Source organism: Mycobacterium sp. C31M, from assembly GCF_053345865.1.
Window position 1 is genome coordinate 91,608 of the sequence record NZ_JBKFAX010000002.1, and the last position, 20,455, is coordinate 112,062.

Below are 20,455 nucleotides of genomic sequence, written 5' to 3' on the forward strand. Positions count from 1 at the left end.
TCAGAGCCGGCCCGTGGCCTTGAGTGCCAGATAGCGGTCGGCGAGTGCCGGGGCCAGATCGTCGGGCGGTGCGTCGATGACGTCCACCCCGTGCCCGCGCAGTCGGGCCGCGATATTGCGGCGGTCGTTCCGGGCACGTTCGGCCGCCGCGGCGTCATACACCTGGGCGGCATCGGCCCGGCCGGCGGCCATCGCGTCGACCCGCGGATCGGACACCGCGGCCATCATGACCTGGTGGCGGGTCGACAACTGTGCCAACACCGTCAGTAGACCTTCCTCGAGGGCCGCCGCGTTCAGGTCGGTCAGCAGCACCACCAGCGCCCGACGTCGGACCCGGCGGCCGATGGCCGCGACCATGGCCGCGGCATCCGATTCGAGCAACGCGGGCTGCAGGGGCGCCATCGCGGCCACCAATTGGGCCAGCAGCTCCCGGCGCGAGGTACCGAACAGTCCGGCGCGGGTAACCCGGTCGTGGGCAAGGAAATCCACGTGGTCGCCGGCGCGGGACGCCAGCGCAGCCAGCAGCAGGGCGGCGTCCATGGACCAGTCCAGCCGCGGCCAGCCGGCCGGGTCCGCGGAGGTGGGATCGACCCCGATCCGGCCCGCCGATGTCCGGCCGGTGTCCAACACGATCACCACCCGGCGGTCCCGCTCCGGGCGCCAGGTGCGCACCACCACATCGGCCCGCCGCGCGGTGGCTCGCCAGTCGATGGAGCGGACATCGTCGCCGACCACGTACTCACGCAGCGAATCGAACTCGGTGCCCTGCCCCCGGATCAACACCGGCACCATCCCGTCGAGCTCGCGTAACTTGGCCAGCCGCGACGGAAGATGCTTGCGGGACAGGAACGGTGGCAGCACCCGCACCTGCCACTCGGCCTGCTGGGTGCGCTGCCGGCCGGCCAGTCCGAGCGGTCCGATGGATCGCACGGTGACCCCGGCCGCCGCCAGATCGCCGCGGCGTACCGGGCTGAGTTCGGTGACGATCCGGACCCGGCCGCCGGGTGGGAGATCCAGCGGCTGCGAACGTGGGGTGGCCCGGGCGCTGGGCGGCCAGGCATCGCGCACCGCACCGCGCAACTGTCGCGGCCCGCGCTGGTGGATGTCGAGTGCGACCTGCAGGCGCTGTCCCAGCCGTGCCGTGGTGTCACCGCTGCGGTGCAGTTCCAGATCTCCGGCGCCGGAAGCCAGCACGACATCGATGATCAGCAGCGTGCCGATAGCCAGCGCGACGATCGCGAATGTTGTTGCCGGCCAAGGAGAGATGCCGATCGGCAGCACGCCGATCAGCGCCAGCAGGCCGGCCCGGCCGGTGAGGACCACTAGCGAGGTACCGGGACCGCGGTGAGGATGCCGTCGAGCACACCGTCGGCGTCGGCACCCTCGAGCTCGGCCTCCGGACGCAGTGCCACCCGGTGCCGCAGGGTCGGGCGGGCCATCGCCTTGACATCGTCGGGAGTGACGTAGTTGCGCCCGGACAACCAGGCCCAGGACCGGGCGGTGGCCAACAGGGCGGTGGCGCCGCGCGGGGACACCCCGAGTTGCAGCGCCGGGGAATGCCGGGTGGCGCCGACGATATCGACGATATAGCCGAGGATCTCCGGGGCCACCAGTACCTGGCGCACGGCGTCACGGCCGGCGGCCAGATCGGCGGGCCCGGCCACCGGACGCAGTGCCGACAGGTCGCGCGGGTCGAAACCCGTTGCGTGCCGGTGCAGGATCGCGATCTCCTGATCGCGTGGCGGCAACGGCACATTGAGCTTGAGCAGGAACCGGTCCAGCTGTGCCTCGGGCAACTGGTAGGTGCCCTCGTACTCGATCGGGTTCTGGGTGGCGGCCACGATGAACGGGTCGGGTAGGGCGCGCGGTTCACCGTCGACGGTGACCTGCCGCTCCTCCATGGCCTCCAGCAGTGCGGCCTGGGTCTTCGGTGGGGTGCGGTTGATCTCGTCGGCCAACAGCAGGTGGGTGAACACCGGGCCGGCGCGGAACTCGAACTCCGCGGTGCGCGCGTCGTACACCAGCGATCCGGTGACATCACCGGGCATCAGGTCCGGGGTGAACTGCACACGTTTGAAATCCAGCTGCAGGGTCGCGGCCAGGCTGCGCACCAACAGGGTCTTCGCTACGCCGGGAACACCCTCGAGAAGCACGTGGCCGCGGCACAGCAGTGCGATCACCAGACCGCTGACCACCGCGTCCTGGCCGACCACGGCCTTGGAGATCTCGTTACGGAGGGCGAGCAGCGCCTCCCGTGCGGTGTCGGGTTGAGTCACGACTGTGTGACCTGCCTTTCGATGTCGTCGAGTTGATGGGCCAGTGCGAGCAGTGCGTCATCGGTTTCCGGCGCCGGACCGAAAAGAATGTGGGACAGTGCATTCGGATCGCCACCGATGCGCTGGGCGACAGCCTGGGTGACCGCGTGCGGCGGCGCCCGGTGGCTGAGCCCCAGCCGTGGCTGCAGCCGCGCCAGGGTCGCGGTCCGCAGGGCGTCGGCGGCGCGGTCACGGGCACGGTGGGAGCGGTACAGCCGGGCGCGACCCTCGACGGTTTCCGAGGCCCGCACCACGACGGGTAACCGCTCGGCCACCAGCTGCCCGAGGCGTCGGCCCTGCCACCACGCCACCAGCAGTACCGCCACCACCAACTGCAGCACCATCCAGCCGATCTGCGCGGGCATCAGGTCGAAAAGCGAGCCGTCGGCGGTGGTTTCACCCTCGAGTTGCTGAGGGGCGTACCAGATGACCCGGTCATGGGTGCCGGTCAGGTTCATCGCGAGCGCGGCGCTGCCCTGGCCGAGCAGTCCGGCGTTTGTCATGAAATCGCCGCTGCCGACGACGGTGATGGTGCGGCCGGCATCGTCGTAGCGCACCAGCGCGCCGCCGTAGCAGCGGGTCACCGGCAGGTCGTCGGCGCGGGCGTAGCCGTCGCTCACCCCGAACTGCACATCGCCGGCGGACACGGCCTCCCGCAGCGCGCAGTCGGGGCGGCCACCGAACTGCACGCTGCCGTCGAGATCGATTCCCGGTGCCAGCCGCTCCCGGGTGGCCGAGGCCGGCGCGATGAGCAGGCGGTCCCCGGGCACCGCTGCCAACCGGTGCAGCGCGGCTTCGTCGAGCAGGAAGAAGGTCTGGGCCACCGCGATCTGGGTGTCGGGGCGGGCCGCGGCGGCAACCTCGTCGACGGTGTCGGCCACCACCACCTCGACACCGTGCTCCTGCAACAAGGTGGTCAGCGCGTGCGCCCCATCCGGGGCGGTGGACCCGGCCTCCAGCAGCCCGCCGTGGCGTGGCGCGGTCCAGTAGGCGCTCAGTGCCGATACCGCCACGATGAGTGCCAGCGCGAAACCGACCATCCGCGCTGTGCGCCAACGCTGCGCGGTCATCGCGCACCTGCCCCGTGCAACCGGCGGTCCAGTTCGGTGATCTGGCGGTAGCCGGATTCGGTACCGGGGCGGGCACCGTAGGTCACGCCGTTGAAGGTGTCTGCCGCGGTGCGGAACTCGTCGTCGAGGCCGGGCAGTGCGGCCCCGGCGGCGCGGGCGAGTTCGGTGGCCGTGCGGCCCGGGACCGGATCCAGTGTGGCGGTCTGCTCCAGCTCGCGAGCGACGGCCCGCAGCCGGTGCTGAATCGCGTGCGTCCAATCACCCTGGGCGGCAGCCTGTTCGGCTACGGCGCGGTGTTCGGTGGCGGTGCGGACCCGCTCGGTGAGCAGAGCCGCTTCGGGGTTCCGCCGAGTGCGCATGGTGCGCCGTGCCACCCGTACCGCGATTGTGATGGCGACCAGCGTCAGCGTCACCAACAAGGCCAGCGTGATCCACCCGCCGGGCAGCCAATCGCCGTGGGTGAAGGCCTTGTAGATCAGCTCGTCGAGCCAGCCCAGCAGACGGTCGGTCAACGAGGGTCTGGGATAGATCGGCTTGGTGAGCTCGCTTTGGGCGGCGTCGTGCGCGGCGTCGCCGTCGATGTTCAGCCCGGTCACGTCTACCGCTGGCGGGTCAGCCAGAGATGGTCGGTGGAATCCTGCGGCGCGGACGGGGCGAACCCGGCGCCGGTCTGCAGCACCAGGTCGAAGGCCTCGGCGCGGATGCGTCGATCGGTGTACTGCAACACGATCACCCCGGCGGTGAACGGCGCGGTGAGGATCTGGCCGATGGCGGCGCCGACGGTGACGAGCACCAGTCCGCCGACGGTGGCCGCGGCCGAACCGGCGGCCATGATCAGGAACTGTCCGCCCAGGCTGAACGGGACCGACACGGCGCCGGCGATCATGCCGGCGACCACCATGGCCAGCAGGCGGATACCGAACACCCGCCAGAAGTCATTGCGTACCAGGGCGAACGACCGCTCGATGGCCACGATGATGGGCAGGCGCTCCAGTACGACGAGGGTGGGCGCGAAGCTGATCTTGGTGTAGACGTACACCAGCGCGGTGATCGCGACCAACGACAAGGGCACGCCGATGAAAAACGCCGCCCAGCCGTTGACGGCGACGGCGAGGACGACGATGGTGGCGGTGACGGCCCCCACCAGCAGCAGGGCGGCGCCGGTTTCCAGTACGGCGACCCCGAGCAGCGCCCAGAGCCGACCGCGCAGCCGCTGCCACGCCGCACCGATGGTGATGGCAGACCCGAACACCGCGCGTCCTACGATCACGGTCAACAGGCCGCTGAGCAGAATGGCCGAGATCCAGGTGGCCAGGGCGCCGGTGAGGCTGCCCACCAGCGAACCCACCAAACCGGCGACATCGGCGTCCAGCTCGGCATAGGCGGCATCCGACGGCAACGGATCGAGTGCGTCGGCCGCCGCCAACGGCCCGATCTGCAGGAGCAGGGCGAGTACCTGAGTGGCCAGGACCACGATGGTGGTCAGACCCAGGGTGGTCTTCGGGTTGGCCCGGATGTAGCCGAACGCCCCGTTGAAGATGTCGGACAGGGTCAGTGGGCGCAGCGGGATGATCCCGGGTTGGAGAGGGAAACCGGCCGTGGGGGGAAAATACGGGTGATACCCGCCCGCATATCCCGTCATGACCCCATCGTAGGCGGGCCGATCAGCGGGGGTGCTGGGCTGCTTTCAGATCCGTCAGGGCGCGGCGCTCGACGAGCAGTGCGACGTAATCGCGGACGGTGCTCTGGATGAAGTGCTGATGGGCCGCGGCCACGGTGGTGTGGATCTCGGCGGCCGGGACGTCCGTGAATCGTTTCACCAGACGATCCTCGACGGCCGCGATCTGTTCACTTTCAGGCAGCTTCAGCACGGGGCCATCATTGTTGACAGTCGACGGGCGGGTCAAGTTTGCTGCGGGCGGCCTTCGTCACAGCCGCCGGAGTGCCTGCTGACTGGTGATGGCGATCAGCGATCCGTGCGTGTCGTAGAACCCGCCGACGACCAGTCCGCGGGAGTCGCTGTTGCCCAGCGAGTCGACCTCGTAGCGGTGCCACCGGTCGGGGGTGAAGGGCCGGTGGCACCAGATCGAGTGGTCCAGGCTGGCCGCGAAGCCGATGTCCTCGGCGATCGGGGCCCCGGCGGTCGGGCAGCCGGTACCGGGCCGAGGTCGGACATGTAGGTCAGGGCGCAGGCCCTGATCAGCGGGTCATCCTCGATCTGATCGCGGGTGCGGATCCAGAACGGTGGCACCGCGAACGGGGAGTCGTCCGCGGGATGGCAGCGCAGCTCGAACCGATCCGCCGTGTCCGGATCGGGTGTCTTGGCGACGGCGTCTTCGATCGTCACGCTGGGTTCGCGCGGCGGATGCCGGTCGGCTCCGTCCTCGTCGAGTTGGAAGGAGCAGATCATCTCCTCCGATGACCTTGCCGTGCTGGCGCGCGGTCACCCGGCGGGTGTCGAAGGAACGGCCGTCGTGAGTTCGCTCAACCTGCAGCTGCACGTCGATTCCGTACTGTCCGCCGCGCACGAAATAGGCGTGCAGGGATTGCGGGTGCTTGGCCGGGTCGACGGTCGGGAGGCTACAGCTGTGCCCAGATGCTCTTCGTCTTCATATAGGCGTCGATGCCCTCGTAGCCGAATTCCTTGCCCAGCCCGGACTGCTTGTAGCCGCCGAACGGCACGTTGTGGTCGAAGGTCAGCTGACAGTTCAGCCCGATCATGCCGGCCTGCAGCTTCTTGGCCAGGCGGTGCGCGCGGCCCAGGTTGCTGGTCCACACGGTGCCGGCCAGGCCGTAGCTGGTGTCGTTGGCCATCGCGATGGCCTCGTCGTCCTCGTCGAACGGCAGGATCGTGACCACCGGGCCGAAGATCTCCTCCTTGTAGAGCCGGCTGGTGGCCGGGTCGACGCCGGTGATGACGGTGGGTTTGACGAAGTAGCCCTTGCGATCGAGTCGGTAGCCGCCGGAGACGATCTCGCCCTCGGTCTTGCCCTGCTCGACGTAGCCGAGCACCCGGTCGAGCTGCTTCTGGCTGACCAGCGGGCTGATCATCGCGCCCTCGTCCTTGGGTCCGCCCAGCACGAGGTTCTCGCCGAGCATCGAGATGCCGGCCACCACGCGGTCATAAACGCTGCGCTGCACGAAGACTCGCGAACCGCACACACACCCCTGGCCGGAGTGCACGAAGATGCCCATCGAGGCCATCATGATGGCCATGTCCAGATCGGCGTCCTCGTAGATCAGCACCGGGGACTTGCCGCCGAGCTCCAGGGTGACCTTCTTCAGGTTGTCGGCCGAGTCCCGCATGATCTGCTTCCCGACCTCGGTCGAGCCGGTGAAGGCGACCTTCTCGACATCCGGATGCGCGGTGATCGCGGCGCCGGCGGTGGCGCCATAGCCGATCACGAAGTTGGCGACCCCGTCGGGGACGCCGGCCTCGCGGATCAGGCGCTCCAGCAGCACCGCCGACAGCGGGGTCTCCTCGGCGGGCTTGACCACGATGCTGCAACCGGCCGCCAGGGCGGGGGCGATCTTGGCGCAGGCGTTGAACAGCGGGCCGTTCCACGGGTAGATCAGGCCGACGACGCCGTAGGGCTCCTTGGAGGTGTAGGCGTGCAGATCGGAGTAGTTGCTGTTGACACCACCCTCCATCTGCACCTGGTAGCTGTTGCCGTTGATCTTGGTGCACCAGCCGGCGTAGTAGCGGAAGAACTCGGCGCAGGTTGAGACGATCATCCCGGCCTGGAACGGGGGCATGCCGGCATCCAACGACTCGAGCTGCGCGAACTCCTCGGCGTGCTCATCGATCAGATCGCCAAGCCGCCACAACACCTTGGCGCGCTGGCGGGCCGGGATGTCGGTCCACACCCCGGACAGGTGGGCGGCCTTCGCCTTGGCGACCGCCTCGTTGACCGCCTCGACGCCGCAGTCGCGGAACTCGGTGATCTGCTCCTCGGTGGCGGGGTCGATGACAGGAATGAGCTCCCCGGTGCCGGGGCGGTTGCGCAGGTCGTCCAGCACAGACTGCAGTGCCTTGTCGGAGATCGTGGATGTCATCGGTGGCCCCTTCGTCGCCCGAAAATGCTGAGCATCTGCTTAGCACTCTCGGGCTGACGGGGTCAATAGCGGCACGTGTCAGTCGTCGCTGTGGCCGCGCTCGGGGATCGGCGGCTGCGGGATCACCGGGTAGTCGCCGGTGTAGCCCATGCGCTGCTGGGCCATCGCCATGACCTTGCCGCGGACGGCGTACCAACCGGCGACCAGCATCGGACCGATCACCAGAATGGCGATCAGGTTCCAGTAGTTCTCGTAACACATCAGCGCGGTGACTGCGGCCAGGAAGATCAGCGTCGCGTAACTGGTGTACGGCGTGCCCGGCAGTCGGAACTTGGGCCGCTGCAGAATTCCCTTCTTCTCCCACCGCCACAGCTGGATCTGGCAGGCCACGATCATCGCCCAGGTGGAGATGATGCCCAACGCCGACAGATCCAGTGCGATGTTGAACGCCTCCTCTGGGACGAACAGGTTGAGCACCACGCCGAGCAGGGTGAGCGCACCGGTCAGCGCGATCCCGCCGAACGGCACCCCGTTTCGGTTCATCACGCCGGTGAACTGCGGGGCGCTCCCGTTCATCGCCATCGACCGCAGGATGCGGCCCGTCGAGTACAGGCCTGCGTTGAGGCTGGACATCGCCGCCGTCAGTACCACCAGGTTCATGATGCCGCCCGCGGCCGGCACGCCGATTTTGGAGAAGAACGTCACGAACGGACTCTCGCCGGCCTGATAGGTGGTGTAGGGCAACAGCAGCGCCAGCAGGATCAGCGAGCCGACGTAGAACACCGCGATGCGCAGGATGACCGAGTTGATGGCGCGCGGCATCACCTTGGCCGGTTCGGCCGTCTCACCCGCGGCGATACCGACGAGTTCGACTGCGGCGTAGGCGAAGATGACGCCGGAGGTGACGATCACCAGGGAGAACATGCCGGTGGGCAATAGCCCGCCGTTGTCGGAGATGACGCTGAATCCCGTTGACTGACCCTCGATCTCGAACCGTCCTGCCAGGAACACGATACCGACCACCAGAAAGGTCACCAGGGCGGCGACCTTGATGATGGATGCCCAGAACTCCATCTCGCCGAAGAGTTTCACCGAGATGATGTTCATGGTCATCACGATGGCCAACGCGATCAACGCGATCAGCCACTGCGGGACAGCCTCGAACATGCCCCAGAAGTGCACGTAGAGCGCCACCGCGGTGACATCGACGATGGCGGTGGCGGCCCAGTTGAAGAAGTACAGCCAGCCGGTGACGTAAGCGGTTTTCTCGCCGAAGAATTCGCGTGCATAGGAGACGAAGGACCCGGAAGACGGCCGGTGGAGTACCAATTCGCCGAGTGCGCGCATGATGAAGAAGACGAAGACGCCGCAGAACGCGTACACCAGGAACAGGCCAGGGCCGGCGTCGTGCAGGCGACTGCCCGCGCCCATGAACAGCCCCGTACCGATCGCCCCGCCGATGGCGATCATCTGGATCTGCCGGGGTTTCAGAGACTTGTGATAGCCCTCCTCTTCATGTGACAGCGACGAATTGTCGTATGTGGCATCGGTTGACATGCCCGCCCCCTAAGTGCGTCGAGGATTGCACGCTCACCGTTGGGCGCAGAGACTGAGCGTATGCCCGCTGCATGGGTGAAGAAACGTTACCTGTGTAAACATTCAGTTTCGCTGCCACGGCCATCGTCGGATAGCAGTGGCGGTGGTCGGCACCGGGATATCACGCAGCGCATGCGCCACGATGTCGACCAGTTCGGTACACGAGTCGTAGCGTGTAGCAGGGTCTTTGGCCAAGGCTTTGGCGAAGACCGAGTCCAGTCCGCTGGGCAGCCATGGCCGGCGCCGGCTCAGCGATGGGGGCGGATTGTGTAGATGGGCATATGTGATGGCGAACGCGGTGCCGCGCGGATACGGTGGCAGGCCGGTCAGCCATTCGGTCACGGTGGCGGCCAGCGCGTAGAGATCGGTTGCCGGACTCAGCTGTTCGCCGCTGAGCAGTTCGGGGGAGGCGTACGCGATGGAACCTCGCACACGGCCGTTGCGCGGTAACGGGGAGGCATCGTCGATCAGCTGGCCGATCCCGAAATCGGACAGGTAGGCGCAGTCCCGGTCGGCGCTCAGCAATACGTTCGCGGGCTTGACATCTCGATGCAGCACATCGTGGGAGTGCGCATAGTCCAACGCGTCGGCCAACTGCCGGGCGGTCCGCACGACGGTCGGTAGGTCGGGTTCCTCGTGCGGTTGCGGTACCAGGATCGAGGAATCGGTGCCGTCGATGTACTGCATCGCCATCCACAGCGTCGGCGGCGCACCGTCGATCTCGCCCTGTTCGTAGACCGCGACGATGTGCCGATGGTGCAGCATCGAGGCCAGGGTGAACTCACGCGCGAACCGCTCGCGGGTGCGTGGCCCGGCCGTCGGGTCGGTGTGCAGCACCTTCAGCGCCACCGTGCCGGGCCGCCCGTGCGCACGGTAGACATCGGCACTGGCGCCGCGGCCGAGCAGGGCCTCGACGGTGTACCCGGCCACGGCGTCACCGGTGTCGAACACAGGGAAAGAGTATGTGGGCTCGGCCCGGGCCGCACAGCAAGAAGGCCCCGGCCGGTCACCCGTCCAGGGCCTTACTCCCGCGAGTCGGGGTGGCGGGATTCGAACCCACGACCTCTTCGTCCCGAACGAAGCACGCTACCAAGCTGCGCCACACCCCGCGTGAAGCCACGACAGCGTATCGCACCGGGGTACCGCGAAGCCAAACGCCTGCTCGGAAGGCCTATCTGCGGGTGGCGCGCAGCACAGCGAGCCGCTCGCGGTACCCCGTCTCGTCCACCTCCCCGCGGGCGTAGACATCGCGCAGGGTCCGTTCGCCCTTGAGACCGCGCCCCCAGCGCAGCAGCAGCACCACCGCGGTCACGAGCAGAATGAGGAACACCAGCCGGGCGATCAGAAAGCCGGGATGAAACGCCAGGTGGCCGAATCGGCGGCCCTCCTCGGCCAGCAGGGTGACGGTGTCGGGGCTCAGTTGATAGAGGTTCATCACGTCAGCCTGCCGCCGAACACGGCGCGTGCCATCGGTCCCCGGTCGTCGGATCGGGTACGCCTGGCGGCGTAGTTCTCAGCGGCGGCCGTCAACTCTGCCACCCCGGGCGCACCAGCCCGCTCTCATAGGCCAGCACCACCAACTGGGTGCGGTCACGGGCGCCTAGCTTGGTGAGGATGCGGCTGACGTGGGTTCGCGCGGTGGCCGGGCTCATGAACAACCGCTCGCCGATCTCGGCATTGGTCAGCCCCTCGGCCACCAGAGCCATCACCTCGCGCTCACGGGTGGTCAGGTCGGGGAGCGACACCGCGGCCGGGACCTTGGCCCGTGCGGCGAATTCGGTGAGCAATCGGCGGGTGACCGACGGCGACAGCAGTGCCTCACCGTCGGCGACCACCCGCACCGCCCGCACCAGCTCACTGGGCTCGGTGTGCTTGACCAGGAAGCCGCTGGCGCCGGCCCGCATCGCCTCGAAGACGTACTCGTCGAGTTCGAAGGTGGTCAGCACCACCACCCGCACCGCGGCCAGGTTCGGATCGCCCACGATCGCACGGGTCGCGGCCAGCCCGTCCAGCTCGGGCATCCGGATGTCCATCAGCACCACATCGGGCCGGTGCACCCGGGTCGATTCCAGTGCTTCCACACCGGTCTGTGCCTGGCCGACAACCTCGATATCGGCCTGGGCATCCAGCAATGCCGCGAAGCCGGCCCGCACCAACGCCTGATCGTCGGCGACCAGCACCCGGATCATGACGGCTCCGGTAGCGGCAGGATGGCCCGCACCCGGTACCCGCCTTCCGGCGCGGTCTGCGCGGAGGCGGAACCGCCGAGCGCCTTCGCCCGCTCCTGCATCCCGGCGATCCCGCTGCCGCCGGTGATCGCGGTCCGTACCGGGGCACCGTCATCGTCGACCGCCACTTCCAGCTGCCCGGCGCCGTAGGTGACCGTCACGGTCGCCGCCGACGCCGACGAATGCCGCACCACATTCGTCAGGGACTCCTGCACGATGCGTGCCGCGGCCCCGTCGATCACCGATGGCAGCGTGCGGGGGTTGCCCCGCACGGCGGTGTGTACGGCCAGCCCGGTGGCCCGGGCGGCATCGACCAGCCCGTCGAGGTCACCGACCCCGGGGATCGGCGCAGTCGGCTGCGCCTCCCCGGTGCGCAGCGCCTCGACCATCGCGTGCATATCCGAGATCGCCTGCCGGCTGGCATCTTTGATGGCCGCAAGTGCCGGTGCCGCCCGTTCGGGCTGGGTGTCCAGCAATTCCAGTGCCACCGCGGACTGGACATTGATCATGGACAGGCTGTGCGCGAGCACATCGTGCAGTTCCCGGGCGATGGCCAGTCGCGCCTGGGAGGCGGCATCGCGGGATATCGCCGCCTGCCGCTGATCCCGGGCCTCCATCGTGGACCGCCGTGCTCGGATGCCCTCGGCGATGGCCAACAGCACCAGCAGCCAGGCGCCGACGGCACCGGCGGCCTCGGCCGGTGGCGAGCGCAGCGTCACCAGCAGGATCCAGCCGAGTACCGGCAGCGGATAGGTGTGCCAACGCGGCCCGCGCGCCGCGGCGGAGACGAACGCGACGATCACCGACAGGAACACCGGACCGGGCCGGAACCCGGCCGCCAGGTAACCGAGCGCGACCGCGAGAACACCGGCCAACACCGCCAGCGGATACCTGCGCCGGGCCAGTAACAGCATCGGGCCGGCCAGCAACAGCGCCACCGCGAGGGCGTTCAGTGGAACGGCCGCCACCAGGTGAAGGCGCAGCCGCATCCCGAGGCTGGCGCCCACCTGGATGAGCGCCACCAGCAGCGCGGGCAGCCACACCGCCAGAGTGCGGATCTCGGTGCCCATGGGACGCACGGTAGCCCGATCCCGGACGGTTGGCGTCCGCGTCGCGGCGTATATCGGCGGATCGGGAAGCATCCGGGCCGTCGGCGGCGTTGTTCAGAGCATGACTGGCTTGGGAGCGACGATCTACATCGGGTTCTTCGTCCTGGCGGCGTTGTGGCTGTTCGTGTCCGGACGTGGGCCGGTCGTCGGCACCGCCGAGGGCGAGGATCAGGCCCAGCTGCCCGAGGATTCGAACTCGGCGAGCACCGCGGCCGATGTGGACGGGTTCAGCCCCTGGCTGGCCAGCCACTCGTTGTCGAAGTAGGTGTCGGCATAGCGGTCACCGCTGTCGGCGATCAGTGTCACCACCGACCCGCTGCGGCCCTGGCCGACCATCTCGGCCAGTAGCCCGAACGCACCCCAGATATTGGTCCCGGTGGACGGACCGACCCGGCGGCCCAGCACCCGGCTGACATGCTGGGCGGCGGCTACCGAGGCGGAGTCGGGGACGACTACCATTCGGTCCACCACACCCGGCAGGAACGACGGTTCCACCCGCGGTCGCCCGATGCCCTCGATGCGCGACGACATCCCGGTCTGCACCAGCGCCGACCCCTGGGCGTAGGCAGGGTAGAACGCCGAGTTCTCCGGATCGACCACACACAGCCGGGTGGCGTAGCGGCGGTAGCGCAGATAGCGGCCGATCGTCGCGCTGGTGCCCCCGGTGCCCGCGCCCACCACGATCCAGTCCGGGATCGGATGGGACTCCTCGCCGAGCTGCTCGAAGATCGACTCGGCGATGTTGTTGTTGCCGCGCCAGTCGGTGGCCCGCTCGGCATTGGTGAACTGATCGATGTAGTGCCCGCCGGTCTCGTCGGCCAGCCGCTCCGCCTCGGCGTACACCTGCGCCGAGCTGTCCACGAAATGACAACGGCCGCCCTGCGATTCGATGAGCGCCACCTTGGCGGCGCTGGTCGAGGACGGCATCACCGCGATGAACGGCAGCCCCAGCAGCGCCGCGAAGTACGCCTCGGATACCGCGGTCGACCCCGAGGACGCCTCGATCACCGTGGTGTCCTCGTCGATCCACCCGTTGCACAGGGCGTAGAGGAACAGTGAGCGTGCCAACCGGTGCTTGAGGCTGCCGGTGATGTGGGTCGACTCGTCCTTGAGATACAGCGCGACGTCATGGCGGTCCGACCACGCTGCGGGCAGCGGATAGCGCAGCAGATGGGTGTCGGCGCTGCGACGGGCGTCGGCCTCGATCAACCGGACGGCGTTGTCGACCCAGTCCCGCGTGCTCACCGTGCCGATACGGTCGGATGTGCTTGCCCGGCACGGGTTCCCAGCACCGGACCCTTGGTGGGTGCGGCGACCAGCGTCAGCAGCGTGGCCTCCGGGCGGCAGCAGAACCGCACCGGTGCGTACGGCGAGGTGCCGATGCCGGCCGACACGTGCAGCTTCATATCCGCGCCCCACTGCGACGGCCCCTTGGCGCGGGTCCGGTCGAGTTCGCAGTTGGTGGCCAGCGCGCCGTAGAACGGTAGGCACAACTGCCCGCCGTGGGTGTGCCCGGCCATCACCAGCTGATAGCCGTCGGCGGCGAACCGGTCCAGCACCCACGGTTCCGGCGAGTGCGTCACGCCGAGGGTCAGATTCGCGGTCGGGCTGGCCGGCCCGGCGATCGTGTCGTAGCGGTCCCGTTTGAGGTGCGGGTCGTCCACCCCGGCGGCGGCGATGCGCAACCCGGCGACATCGAACTCGCGGCGTACATGTGTCATGTCCAGCCAGCCCCGCTCGGTGAACGCCGCCCGCAGGTCCTGCCAGGGCAGCGGGTCACCGTGGATGCGGCGCTTCTTGTTGAACAGGTAGTTCGTCGGGTTCTTGGGCTTCGGTGCGAAGTAGTCGTTGCTGCCGAAGACGAACAACCCAGGCACCGAGAGCAGATCGCCGAGCGCCTGCACCACCGCCGGCACCGCCTTCTGGTGCGAAAGGTTGTCACCGGTGTTCACCACGAAGTCGGGCTGCAGCGATGCCAGCTCCCGCAGCCAGGCCTGCTTACGGCGCTGGCGCGGCAGCATGTGCAGGTCGGACAGGTGCAGCACCCGCAGCGGCGTCGAACCCGGGGACAGCACCGGCATGGTGAACTCCCGCAGCGCGAACGCGTTGCGCTCGATCAGCGACGCGTAACCGATGCCCGCAGCCAACGTGCCCGCGGCGATCGCGGCGGTGTTCTTCAGGTGCGACATGGCAGCAGTTTACTCACCAGATCACGGCGGCGGAGGTGGTGCGGGGGGAGGAGGTGGCCCGAGCACCGGCACGGTGATCGGGGGCAGGCCGGGGATCTGCACCACCGTGGAGCCGACCATCGGCGGCAGTCCCGGGATGCCGATCGGCGGTGGCGGCGGGGCGGGCGGAATCCCGTTGCTGGTCAGGATCGTGATGATCGACCCGGGAATGGTCTGGCCCGTGGGCGAGGTCCCCGTCACGGCACCTCGCGGGGAGCCACTGTTGACCTCGGTGGTCTGGTCGGCGACCTGGAAACCGGCGGCACGCAGGCGATCCCTGGCAGTGCTGACGTCCATCCCGGCGACGCTGGGCACCCGCGAACCCGGGCCGCCCTCGACATACCGCGGATCGGTGGGCGGCAGCACCACGGTGTCCGGGGTGAGCGGCTTCATCGCGGTGAACCAGGTACGGGCCGGCTCGTTACCGCCGAACAGGTTACCGTAACCGCACTGGCGCAGCGGGAACGAGCACAGCTCGCTGGGCTGGGTGGAGTCGTCGTAGATGTAGTTCGCGCCGGCGAAGTCGCTGGTGAACCCGAGGAAGGCCGAGGACCGGTTGGATTCGGTGGTGCCGGTCTTGCCCGACATCGGCAGGCTCCAGCCCGCCGAACCGGCCGCCCCGGCCGCGGTACCCGAACCGCGATCGTCCTCGCCGAGCGCGTTGGCAAGCGTGTTCGCCAGTCCCTCGGGAACCACCTGCTCGCAGGTCTCGGTGGTGACGGCGACCTCGGTGCCGTGCCGGTCGAAGACCTTGTCGATCGGGTTGGGTGGACACCACACGCCGCCGGAGGCGATGGTGGCGGCGACGTTCGACAGTTCCAGGCCGTTGACCTCGATGGGGCCCAGGGTGAAGGAGCCGATGTTCTGCCGCTTCACAAAATCGGCCAGGCTCTCGTTGCTCTCCGGGTCGTAGTCGCGCGCGGTGCCCGGCAGCGCGTAAGAGCGCAGTCCCAGTCGCACGGACATGTCGACGGCCTTCGGCACGCCGACCTGTGAGATCAGCTTCGCGAATGCGGTGTTCGGTGAGGTGGCCAGTGCCTGGGTGACGTTCATCGACCCGCTGTAGCCACCGGCGTTCTTGACACACCAGGTGGCGGGTGGGCAGCCGGGCGTATTACTGCTGCCCAGGCCTTTGGCCTGGAAGGCGGGCGGCACCGGCAACTGGCTGTCGATGCCCATCCCCATCTCCATCGCGGCGGCGACGGTGAAGATCTTGAACACCGATCCGGCCCCGTTGCCGGCCAGCGAGAAGGGCTGCGGCTGCATGGTTTCGCCGGCGTCGGTGTTGAGCCCGTAGGTGCGGTTGCTGGCCATCGCGAGCACCGGATGGGCTTCCTTACCGGGGCGGATGACGCTCATCACGCTCGCCACGCCCGGCGCATCGGCCGGGGCGAACTGGTTGATCGCGTTCTTGACGGTGGCCTGGACGTTCGGGTCCAGCGTCGTCTTGATCAGGTACCCGCCCTTGGCGACCTGGTCCTTGCTCAGTCCGGCGCGGGCCAGGTACTCCAGGGCGTAGTCGCAGAAGAAGGCGCGGTCCCCGGCGGCGATGCAGCCGCGGGGCAGCTCGTTGGGCGCCGGCAGCACCCCGAGCGGTTCGGCCCGCGCCGCGCGCAACGCCTCGGCTTCGGCCGGGACGTTCTCGATCATGGTGTCCAGCACCACGTTCCGACGGGCCAGGGCCCCTTCGGGGTTGGTGTAAGGGTTGAGCACGCTGGTCGACTGCACCATGCCGGCCAGCAGGGCGGCCTGCTGCCAGTTCAGTTCCGAGGCGTTGATGCCGAAATAGGTCTGCGCGGCGTCCTGGATGCCGAAGGCGCCGTTACCGAAGGAGACCAGGTTCAGGTACCGGGTCAGGATCTCCGGCTTGGTCAACGTCTTGTCCAGCGTCAGCGCCATCCGGATCTCACGCAGCTTGCGGGCCGGGGTGGTCTCGATGGCCGCCCGCTTCTCGGCATCGGTCTGCGCGACGACCAGCAGCTGGTAGTTCTTCACGTACTGCTGCTCGATGGTCGAGCCGCCGCGGGTGTCCAGGTTGCCGGACAGATACCCCGACAGGCCGGTCAGGGTGCCCTGCCAGTCCACCCCATTGTGTTCGGCGAACCGCTTGTCCTCGATGGAGACGATCGCCAGCTTCATGGTGTTGGCGATCTGCTCGGTGGGTACCTCGAAGCGGCGCTGGGTGTAGAGCCAGGCGATCGGATTGCCCGCCGCGTCGGTCATGGTGGAGACCGCGGGAATGTCGCCCTCGACCAGTTGGGCCGAACCGTTGGCAACCACATCGGAGGCCCGGTTGGACATCAGGCCGATTCCCCCGACGACGGGGAACATCAGACCGGCGGTGATCACCGCGGCCAGCAGGCAGCACCACATCAGTTTGATGACCGTCACCGCGATCGGGGGACGGCGCTGGGGCTGCTCGGACATGAGATACAGACTAGCCAGCGGGTCCAATCGGGGCCCCTGGGCGGCTCAAAAGGTCCCGGCTGCCGACGGACTGCACGGTTGTCCCAAAAAAGTGTGATCTGACTGTTGCGTAAAAGCCCTCTTACCACCTAGCTTGAACACACAATGCGATTCAGGTAACACTCCTGACGCAATGTGGCGCAGATTACACAGGCTTAACAGGGGATCCGGAGCGAAGGGGAATGCAGGTGTCGGTTACATCGTCTGCCACACACAGGAACGTTGGTTTGCATACCCCGCCGGCCGTCCCGGGAGCCGAGGCCGAGGCCCGCATCGCGTGGGTTTCGCAGGCCCGCTGCCGTCAGGCCGACCCGGACGAGCTGTTCGTCCGCGGCGCGGCCCAGCGAAAGGCAGCGGTGATCTGCCGGCACTGCCCGGTGATTGCTGAGTGCGGTGCCGACGCTCTGGACAACAGGGTCGAATTCGGCGTCTGGGGCGGTATGACCGAGCGTCAGCGGCGCGCCCTGCTCAAGCAGCATCCCGAAGTCGTCTCCTGGGCGGACTTCTTTGCCGCCCAGCGCAAGCACCGGAGCGCCGTCTAGGCGCTTTCGGCGACGCCGGTGAGTTGATCGCCGATGGCGCGCAGCGCCTCGAGATCGGACACATCGAACGGCAGCGACGGCACACCGACGATCGCCACATGTGGGTTGGCGCCGGTGAACCGCGACAGCAACCGGACTTCGCGCTTGGCCGTCGCCGCCCGTGCCGCGTGGATGCGCAGCACGGCTGCGGGCAGGCCACCCTCACTCGCGGCGTCCAGCTGATCGGCCGCCTCTTCGGCCTTCTCGCCGGCGAGGTTGCACAGTGTCGGATGGGTGCGGTTGAGGATCAGCCCGGCCAGCGGCATGTTCTCCTGCGACAACCGGTCGACGAAGAAGGAAGCCTCGCGAAGTGCATCGGGCTCGGCGGCCGACACCACCACGAACTGGGTGCCGCGGCGCTTGAGCAGTTCGTAGGTGCGGTCCGCCTTCTCCCGGAAGCCGCCGAAAGTCGCGTCCAGCGACTGGACGAAACCGGCTGCGTCGGAGAGCATCTGGGATCCGAGCACGGTCGACATGCCCTTCATGGCCAGCCCCACCGCGCCGGTCACGATGCGCCCGATGCCGCGGCCGGGTGCCAGCAGCATCCGCCATAACCGGCTGTCCATGAAGCTGCCCAACCGTTTCGGGGCGTCCAGGAAGTCCAGCGCATTTCGCGACGGCGGGGTGTCGACGACCACCAGATCCCATTTGTCCTCGGCCAGCAGCTGGCCGAGCTTCTCCATGGCCATGTACTCCTGCGTGCCGGCCAGCGAGGTCGCGACGGTTTGGTAGAACTGGTTCTCCAGGATGGAGTCGGCGACACCGGGTCCGGAGTACTGCACCACCATCTCGTCGAAGGTCCGGCGCATGTCCAGCATCATCGCGTGCAGTTCGCCGGTCACCTCCGGTGCCAACGGGACCCGTTGCGGGTTGTTGCCCAGGCTCTCGATGCCCAGGGCCTGTGCCAGTCGCTTGGCCGGGTCGATGGTCAGCACCACCACGGTGCGGCCGCGTTCGGCGGCGCGCAGCGCCATCGCCGCGGCGGTGGTGGTCTTACCGACGCCGCCGGCGCCGCAGCAGACGATTACCCGATTGCTGGTATCGGCCAGGATGGTGCCCAGATCGAGGGCGGGAGGGGTGGCGCTCATGGTTACCGCACTCCTTGGGCCGCAAGGGCTTCGGCCAGTTCGTAGAGGCTGCCGAGGTCGACACCGTCGGCGATGGCGGGCAGGTCCAGTCGGGGCACGTCGAGATCCTGGAGCAGGTCCGCGCTCTCGGTGCGGGCGGCGATCCGGGTAGCGTGCTGGATGGACTCCGTCAGAAGGCCGGCGAAGTCGTTGTCTGACAAGGTGATTCCCGTGGCCTCCAGGCCGGCTCGCACGGCGTCGGCGTCGATGTCGCCCTCGGCGGCCTTGGTCAGGTCCTCCTCGGGCAGGTACGACGGGATGTTGCGGTTGACGATGACGCTGCCGATCGGCAGGTCCAGATCGCGGAGTTCGGTGATGGCCTCGATGGTCTCCTGAATGGGCAGCGCCTCCAGCAGTGTCACCAGATGGATCGCGGTGAGGTCCGAGTGCAGGATCTTCACCACGCCGTCGGCCTGCGAGTGCACCGGGCCGCCCTTGGCGAGCTCGGACACCGCCTTGGTGACGTCGAGGAAGCGGGAGATGCGCCCGGTCGGGGGAGCATCGACGACGATGGCGTCGTAGGCGGTCTGTCCACTCTTGGCCGGCTTGTCGGACCGGACCACGATCTCCTTGATCTTGCCGGTGAGCAGCACATCACGCAGGCCGGGGGCGATGGTGGTGGCGAACTCGACGGCGCCGATGCGGCGCATGGCGCGACCGGCGATGCCGAGGTTGTAGAACATGTCCAGGTACTCCAGGAACGCGGCCTCGGTGTCGATGGCCAGTGCGTTCACTTGACCGCCACCGTCGGCGGTGGCGATCTTCACCTCTTTGTAGGGCAGTGGCGGCACGTCGAAGAGCTGCGCGATGCCTTGGCGGCCTTCGACTTCCACCAACAGGACCTTGCGTCCGCCGGCGGCCAGCGTCAGTGCCAGCGCGGCGGCGATCGTCGACTTGCCGGTGCCACCCTTACCGGTGACGAAGTGCAGCCGGGCCTTGGTGAGCCGCGACGGCCAGCCGACCGGCTTGCGGTCGTTGGATGTGTGTTCCACGCCTGCATGCTAACCATGCCGCCGCCGTCGGCGGATAAGCTCTGGCTCATGACTGATGTGAGCCGTTGGGAGTACGCCACCGTCCCGTTGCTGACGCACGCGACCAAACAGATCCTGGATCAGTGGGGTGCCGACGGCTGGGAGCTGGTCTCGGTGCTGCCCGGTCCGACCGGTGAGCAGCACGTCGCCTACCTGAAGCGCCCGAAGTGAGCCACTCGACCAAGCTCGCCGAGTTGGGTATCGAGCTGCCCGAGGTCGTGGCCCCGCTGGCGGCGTACGTCCCCGCGGTGCGCACCGGAAACCTGGTCTACACCGCCGGCCAGCTGCCGATCCATCAAGGCAGCCTCCTGGCGACCGGCAAGGTCGGCGCCGAGGTGAGCGCCGAGGACGCAAAGGCACTGGCCCGCCAGTGCGGGCTGAACGCGCTGGCTGCGGTCCATGCGCTGGTGGGCATCGACTCGGTGGTCCGGGTGGTCAAGGCCGTCGGTTTTGTCGCGTCGGCCCCCGGCTTCGACGGGCAGCCCGGCGTCATCAACGGTGCCTCGGAACTGTTCGGCGAAGTCTTCGGTGACGCCGGTGCGCACGCCCGTTCCGCGGTCGGGGTGTCTGAGCTGCCCCGGAACGCGCCGGTCGAGGTGGAGATCATCGTCGAGGTCGCGTAAGCGACCGAAGGTGATTCGGAGGTTT

20 protein-coding genes, 1 tRNA gene and 1 pseudogene are annotated in these 20,455 nt (G+C 68.3%); 3 read left to right on the forward strand and 19 right to left on the reverse strand.

The features are described 5' to 3' along the window. The 17 genes and pseudogenes from ACLBYA_RS02905 to ponA2 all read right to left on the reverse strand — a co-directional run bounded on the left by ACLBYA_RS02905 (window position 1) and on the right by ponA2 (window position 17,029). Complete coding sequence (locus tag ACLBYA_RS02905) at window positions 1-1,323, reverse strand: DUF58 domain-containing protein (protein WP_447707869.1); 1,323 nt, start codon at window positions 1,321-1,323, stop codon at window positions 1-3. Further along, window positions 1,323-2,276 carry an AAA family ATPase gene (locus tag ACLBYA_RS02910; RefSeq protein WP_447707870.1) on the reverse strand — a complete coding sequence of 318 codons (954 nt, stop codon included), beginning with the start codon at window positions 2,274-2,276 and terminating at the stop codon, window positions 1,323-1,325. Before ACLBYA_RS02910 ends, ACLBYA_RS02905 begins: the two co-directional genes overlap by 1 nt. Continuing rightward, window positions 2,273-3,385 carry a DUF4350 domain-containing protein gene (locus tag ACLBYA_RS02915; RefSeq protein WP_447707871.1) on the reverse strand — a complete coding sequence of 371 codons (1,113 nt, stop codon included), beginning with the start codon at window positions 3,383-3,385 and terminating at the stop codon, window positions 2,273-2,275. The genes ACLBYA_RS02910 and ACLBYA_RS02915 overlap by 4 nt, the downstream gene beginning before the upstream one ends. Further along, window positions 3,382-3,981 (reverse strand): DUF4129 domain-containing protein, encoded by a 600-nt coding sequence (locus ACLBYA_RS02920; protein ID WP_447707872.1) that lies wholly within the window; start codon window positions 3,979-3,981, stop codon window positions 3,382-3,384. Before ACLBYA_RS02920 ends, ACLBYA_RS02915 begins: the two co-directional genes overlap by 4 nt. A 2-nt stretch (window positions 3,982-3,983) precedes the next feature. Further along, a complete protein-coding gene (locus ACLBYA_RS02925; RefSeq protein WP_447707873.1) occupies window positions 3,984-5,027 on the reverse strand; it encodes a hypothetical protein in 1,044 nt (347 codons plus the stop codon). Window positions 5,028-5,049: 22 nt separating this feature from the next. Then, window positions 5,050-5,256, reverse strand: coding sequence for a three-helix bundle dimerization domain-containing protein (locus tag ACLBYA_RS02930; RefSeq protein ID WP_447707874.1), 207 nt, complete (start codon window positions 5,254-5,256; stop codon window positions 5,050-5,052). 57 nt (window positions 5,257-5,313) lie between these two features. Then, window positions 5,314-5,958 (reverse strand): annotated as a pseudogene (locus ACLBYA_RS02935) (acyl-CoA thioesterase); the annotation flags it as partial. A gap of 7 nt (window positions 5,959-5,965) precedes the next feature. Further along, window positions 5,966-7,441 carry an aldehyde dehydrogenase family protein gene (locus ACLBYA_RS02940; protein ID WP_447707875.1) on the reverse strand — a complete coding sequence of 492 codons (1,476 nt, stop codon included), beginning with the start codon at window positions 7,439-7,441 and terminating at the stop codon, window positions 5,966-5,968. Between the two features lie 78 nt (window positions 7,442-7,519). Further along, complete coding sequence (locus tag ACLBYA_RS02945) at window positions 7,520-8,998, reverse strand: amino acid permease (protein WP_447707876.1); 1,479 nt, start codon at window positions 8,996-8,998, stop codon at window positions 7,520-7,522. Between the two features lie 102 nt (window positions 8,999-9,100). Then, entirely contained in the window at window positions 9,101-9,988 is an 888-nt protein-coding gene (locus ACLBYA_RS02950) for a serine/threonine-protein kinase (protein ID WP_447707877.1), read from the reverse strand. An 84-nt stretch (window positions 9,989-10,072) separates the two neighbouring features. Continuing rightward, window positions 10,073-10,146, reverse strand: a tRNA-Pro gene (locus ACLBYA_RS02955). A 62-nt stretch (window positions 10,147-10,208) separates the two neighbouring features. Further along, window positions 10,209-10,472 (reverse strand): hypothetical protein, encoded by a 264-nt coding sequence (locus ACLBYA_RS02960; protein WP_447707878.1) that lies wholly within the window; start codon window positions 10,470-10,472, stop codon window positions 10,209-10,211. A 91-nt stretch (window positions 10,473-10,563) separates the two neighbouring features. Further along, entirely contained in the window at window positions 10,564-11,226 is a 663-nt protein-coding gene (locus tag ACLBYA_RS02965; protein ID WP_447707879.1) for a response regulator transcription factor, read from the reverse strand. Continuing rightward, window positions 11,223-12,335: a sensor histidine kinase gene (locus tag ACLBYA_RS02970; RefSeq protein ID WP_447707880.1), complete on the reverse strand. Its 1,113-nt coding sequence runs from the start codon at window positions 12,333-12,335 to the stop codon at window positions 11,223-11,225. The genes ACLBYA_RS02965 and ACLBYA_RS02970 overlap by 4 nt, the downstream gene beginning before the upstream one ends. A gap of 207 nt (window positions 12,336-12,542) precedes the next feature. Further along, entirely contained in the window at window positions 12,543-13,619 is a 1,077-nt protein-coding gene (locus ACLBYA_RS02975; protein ID WP_447707881.1) for a PLP-dependent cysteine synthase family protein, read from the reverse strand. Next, window positions 13,616-14,563 (reverse strand): metallophosphoesterase, encoded by a 948-nt coding sequence (locus ACLBYA_RS02980; RefSeq protein WP_447707882.1) that lies wholly within the window; start codon window positions 14,561-14,563, stop codon window positions 13,616-13,618. Before ACLBYA_RS02980 ends, ACLBYA_RS02975 begins: the two co-directional genes overlap by 4 nt. Window positions 14,564-14,584: 21 nt before the next feature. Continuing rightward, window positions 14,585-17,029, reverse strand: a complete 2,445-nt coding sequence (gene ponA2 / locus ACLBYA_RS02985) for a transglycosylase/D,D-transpeptidase PonA2 (protein ID WP_447707883.1) — start codon at window positions 17,027-17,029, stop codon at window positions 14,585-14,587. A gap of 221 nt (window positions 17,030-17,250) precedes the next feature. Here ponA2 and ACLBYA_RS02990 point away from each other — a divergent pair, with 221 nt between their 5' ends. Further along, window positions 17,251-17,610, forward strand: a complete 360-nt coding sequence (locus ACLBYA_RS02990) for a WhiB family transcriptional regulator (protein ID WP_447707884.1) — start codon at window positions 17,251-17,253, stop codon at window positions 17,608-17,610. Here ACLBYA_RS02990 and ACLBYA_RS02995 read toward each other — a convergent pair. Together ACLBYA_RS02995 and ACLBYA_RS03000 are read right to left on the reverse strand one after the other, a co-directional pair. Beyond that, entirely contained in the window at window positions 17,607-18,737 is a 1,131-nt protein-coding gene (locus tag ACLBYA_RS02995) for an ArsA family ATPase (protein ID WP_447707885.1), read from the reverse strand. The genes ACLBYA_RS02990 and ACLBYA_RS02995 overlap by 4 nt on opposite strands. A 2-nt stretch (window positions 18,738-18,739) precedes the next feature. Continuing rightward, entirely contained in the window at window positions 18,740-19,768 is a 1,029-nt protein-coding gene (locus ACLBYA_RS03000) for an ArsA-related P-loop ATPase (RefSeq protein ID WP_447707886.1), read from the reverse strand. A gap of 48 nt (window positions 19,769-19,816) precedes the next feature. Between ACLBYA_RS03000 and ACLBYA_RS03005 the strand changes: the two genes are divergently transcribed. Both ACLBYA_RS03005 and ACLBYA_RS03010 read left to right on the forward strand, forming a co-directional pair. Further along, window positions 19,817-19,978, forward strand: a complete 162-nt coding sequence (locus ACLBYA_RS03005) for a hypothetical protein (protein WP_447707887.1) — start codon at window positions 19,817-19,819, stop codon at window positions 19,976-19,978. Further along, complete coding sequence (locus tag ACLBYA_RS03010; protein ID WP_447707888.1) at window positions 19,975-20,430, forward strand: RidA family protein; 456 nt, start codon at window positions 19,975-19,977, stop codon at window positions 20,428-20,430. Before ACLBYA_RS03005 ends, ACLBYA_RS03010 begins: the two co-directional genes overlap by 4 nt. The last annotated feature ends 25 nt before the right edge of the window (window positions 20,431-20,455 follow it).

Excerpts from the sequence above, each read along its gene's own strand:
- ACLBYA_RS02915 (WP_447707871.1), bottom strand. The coding sequence starts at position 3,385 with ATGACCGCGCAGCGTTGGCGCACAGCGCGGATGGTCGGTTTCGCGCTG.
- ACLBYA_RS02925 (WP_447707873.1), bottom strand. The coding sequence starts at position 5,027 with ATGACGGGATATGCGGGCGGGTATCACCCGTATTTTCCCCCCACGGCC.
- ACLBYA_RS02940 (WP_447707875.1), bottom strand. The coding sequence starts at position 7,441 with ATGACATCCACGATCTCCGACAAGGCACTGCAGTCTGTGCTGGACGAC.
- ACLBYA_RS02945 (WP_447707876.1), bottom strand. The coding sequence starts at position 8,998 with ATGTCAACCGATGCCACATACGACAATTCGTCGCTGTCACATGAAGAG.
- ACLBYA_RS02960 (WP_447707878.1), bottom strand. The coding sequence starts at position 10,472 with ATGAACCTCTATCAACTGAGCCCCGACACCGTCACCCTGCTGGCCGAG.
- ACLBYA_RS02965 (WP_447707879.1), bottom strand. The coding sequence starts at position 11,226 with ATGATCCGGGTGCTGGTCGCCGACGATCAGGCGTTGGTGCGGGCCGGC.
- ACLBYA_RS02970 (WP_447707880.1), bottom strand. The coding sequence starts at position 12,335 with ATGGGCACCGAGATCCGCACTCTGGCGGTGTGGCTGCCCGCGCTGCTG.
- ACLBYA_RS02980 (WP_447707882.1), bottom strand. The coding sequence starts at position 14,563 with ATGTCGCACCTGAAGAACACCGCCGCGATCGCCGCGGGCACGTTGGCT.
- ponA2 (WP_447707883.1), bottom strand. The coding sequence starts at position 17,029 with ATGTCCGAGCAGCCCCAGCGCCGTCCCCCGATCGCGGTGACGGTCATC.
- ACLBYA_RS02990 (WP_447707884.1), top strand. The coding sequence starts at position 17,251 with ATGCAGGTGTCGGTTACATCGTCTGCCACACACAGGAACGTTGGTTTG.
- ACLBYA_RS02995 (WP_447707885.1), bottom strand. The coding sequence starts at position 18,737 with ATGAGCGCCACCCCTCCCGCCCTCGATCTGGGCACCATCCTGGCCGAT.
- ACLBYA_RS03005 (WP_447707887.1), top strand. The coding sequence starts at position 19,817 with ATGACTGATGTGAGCCGTTGGGAGTACGCCACCGTCCCGTTGCTGACG.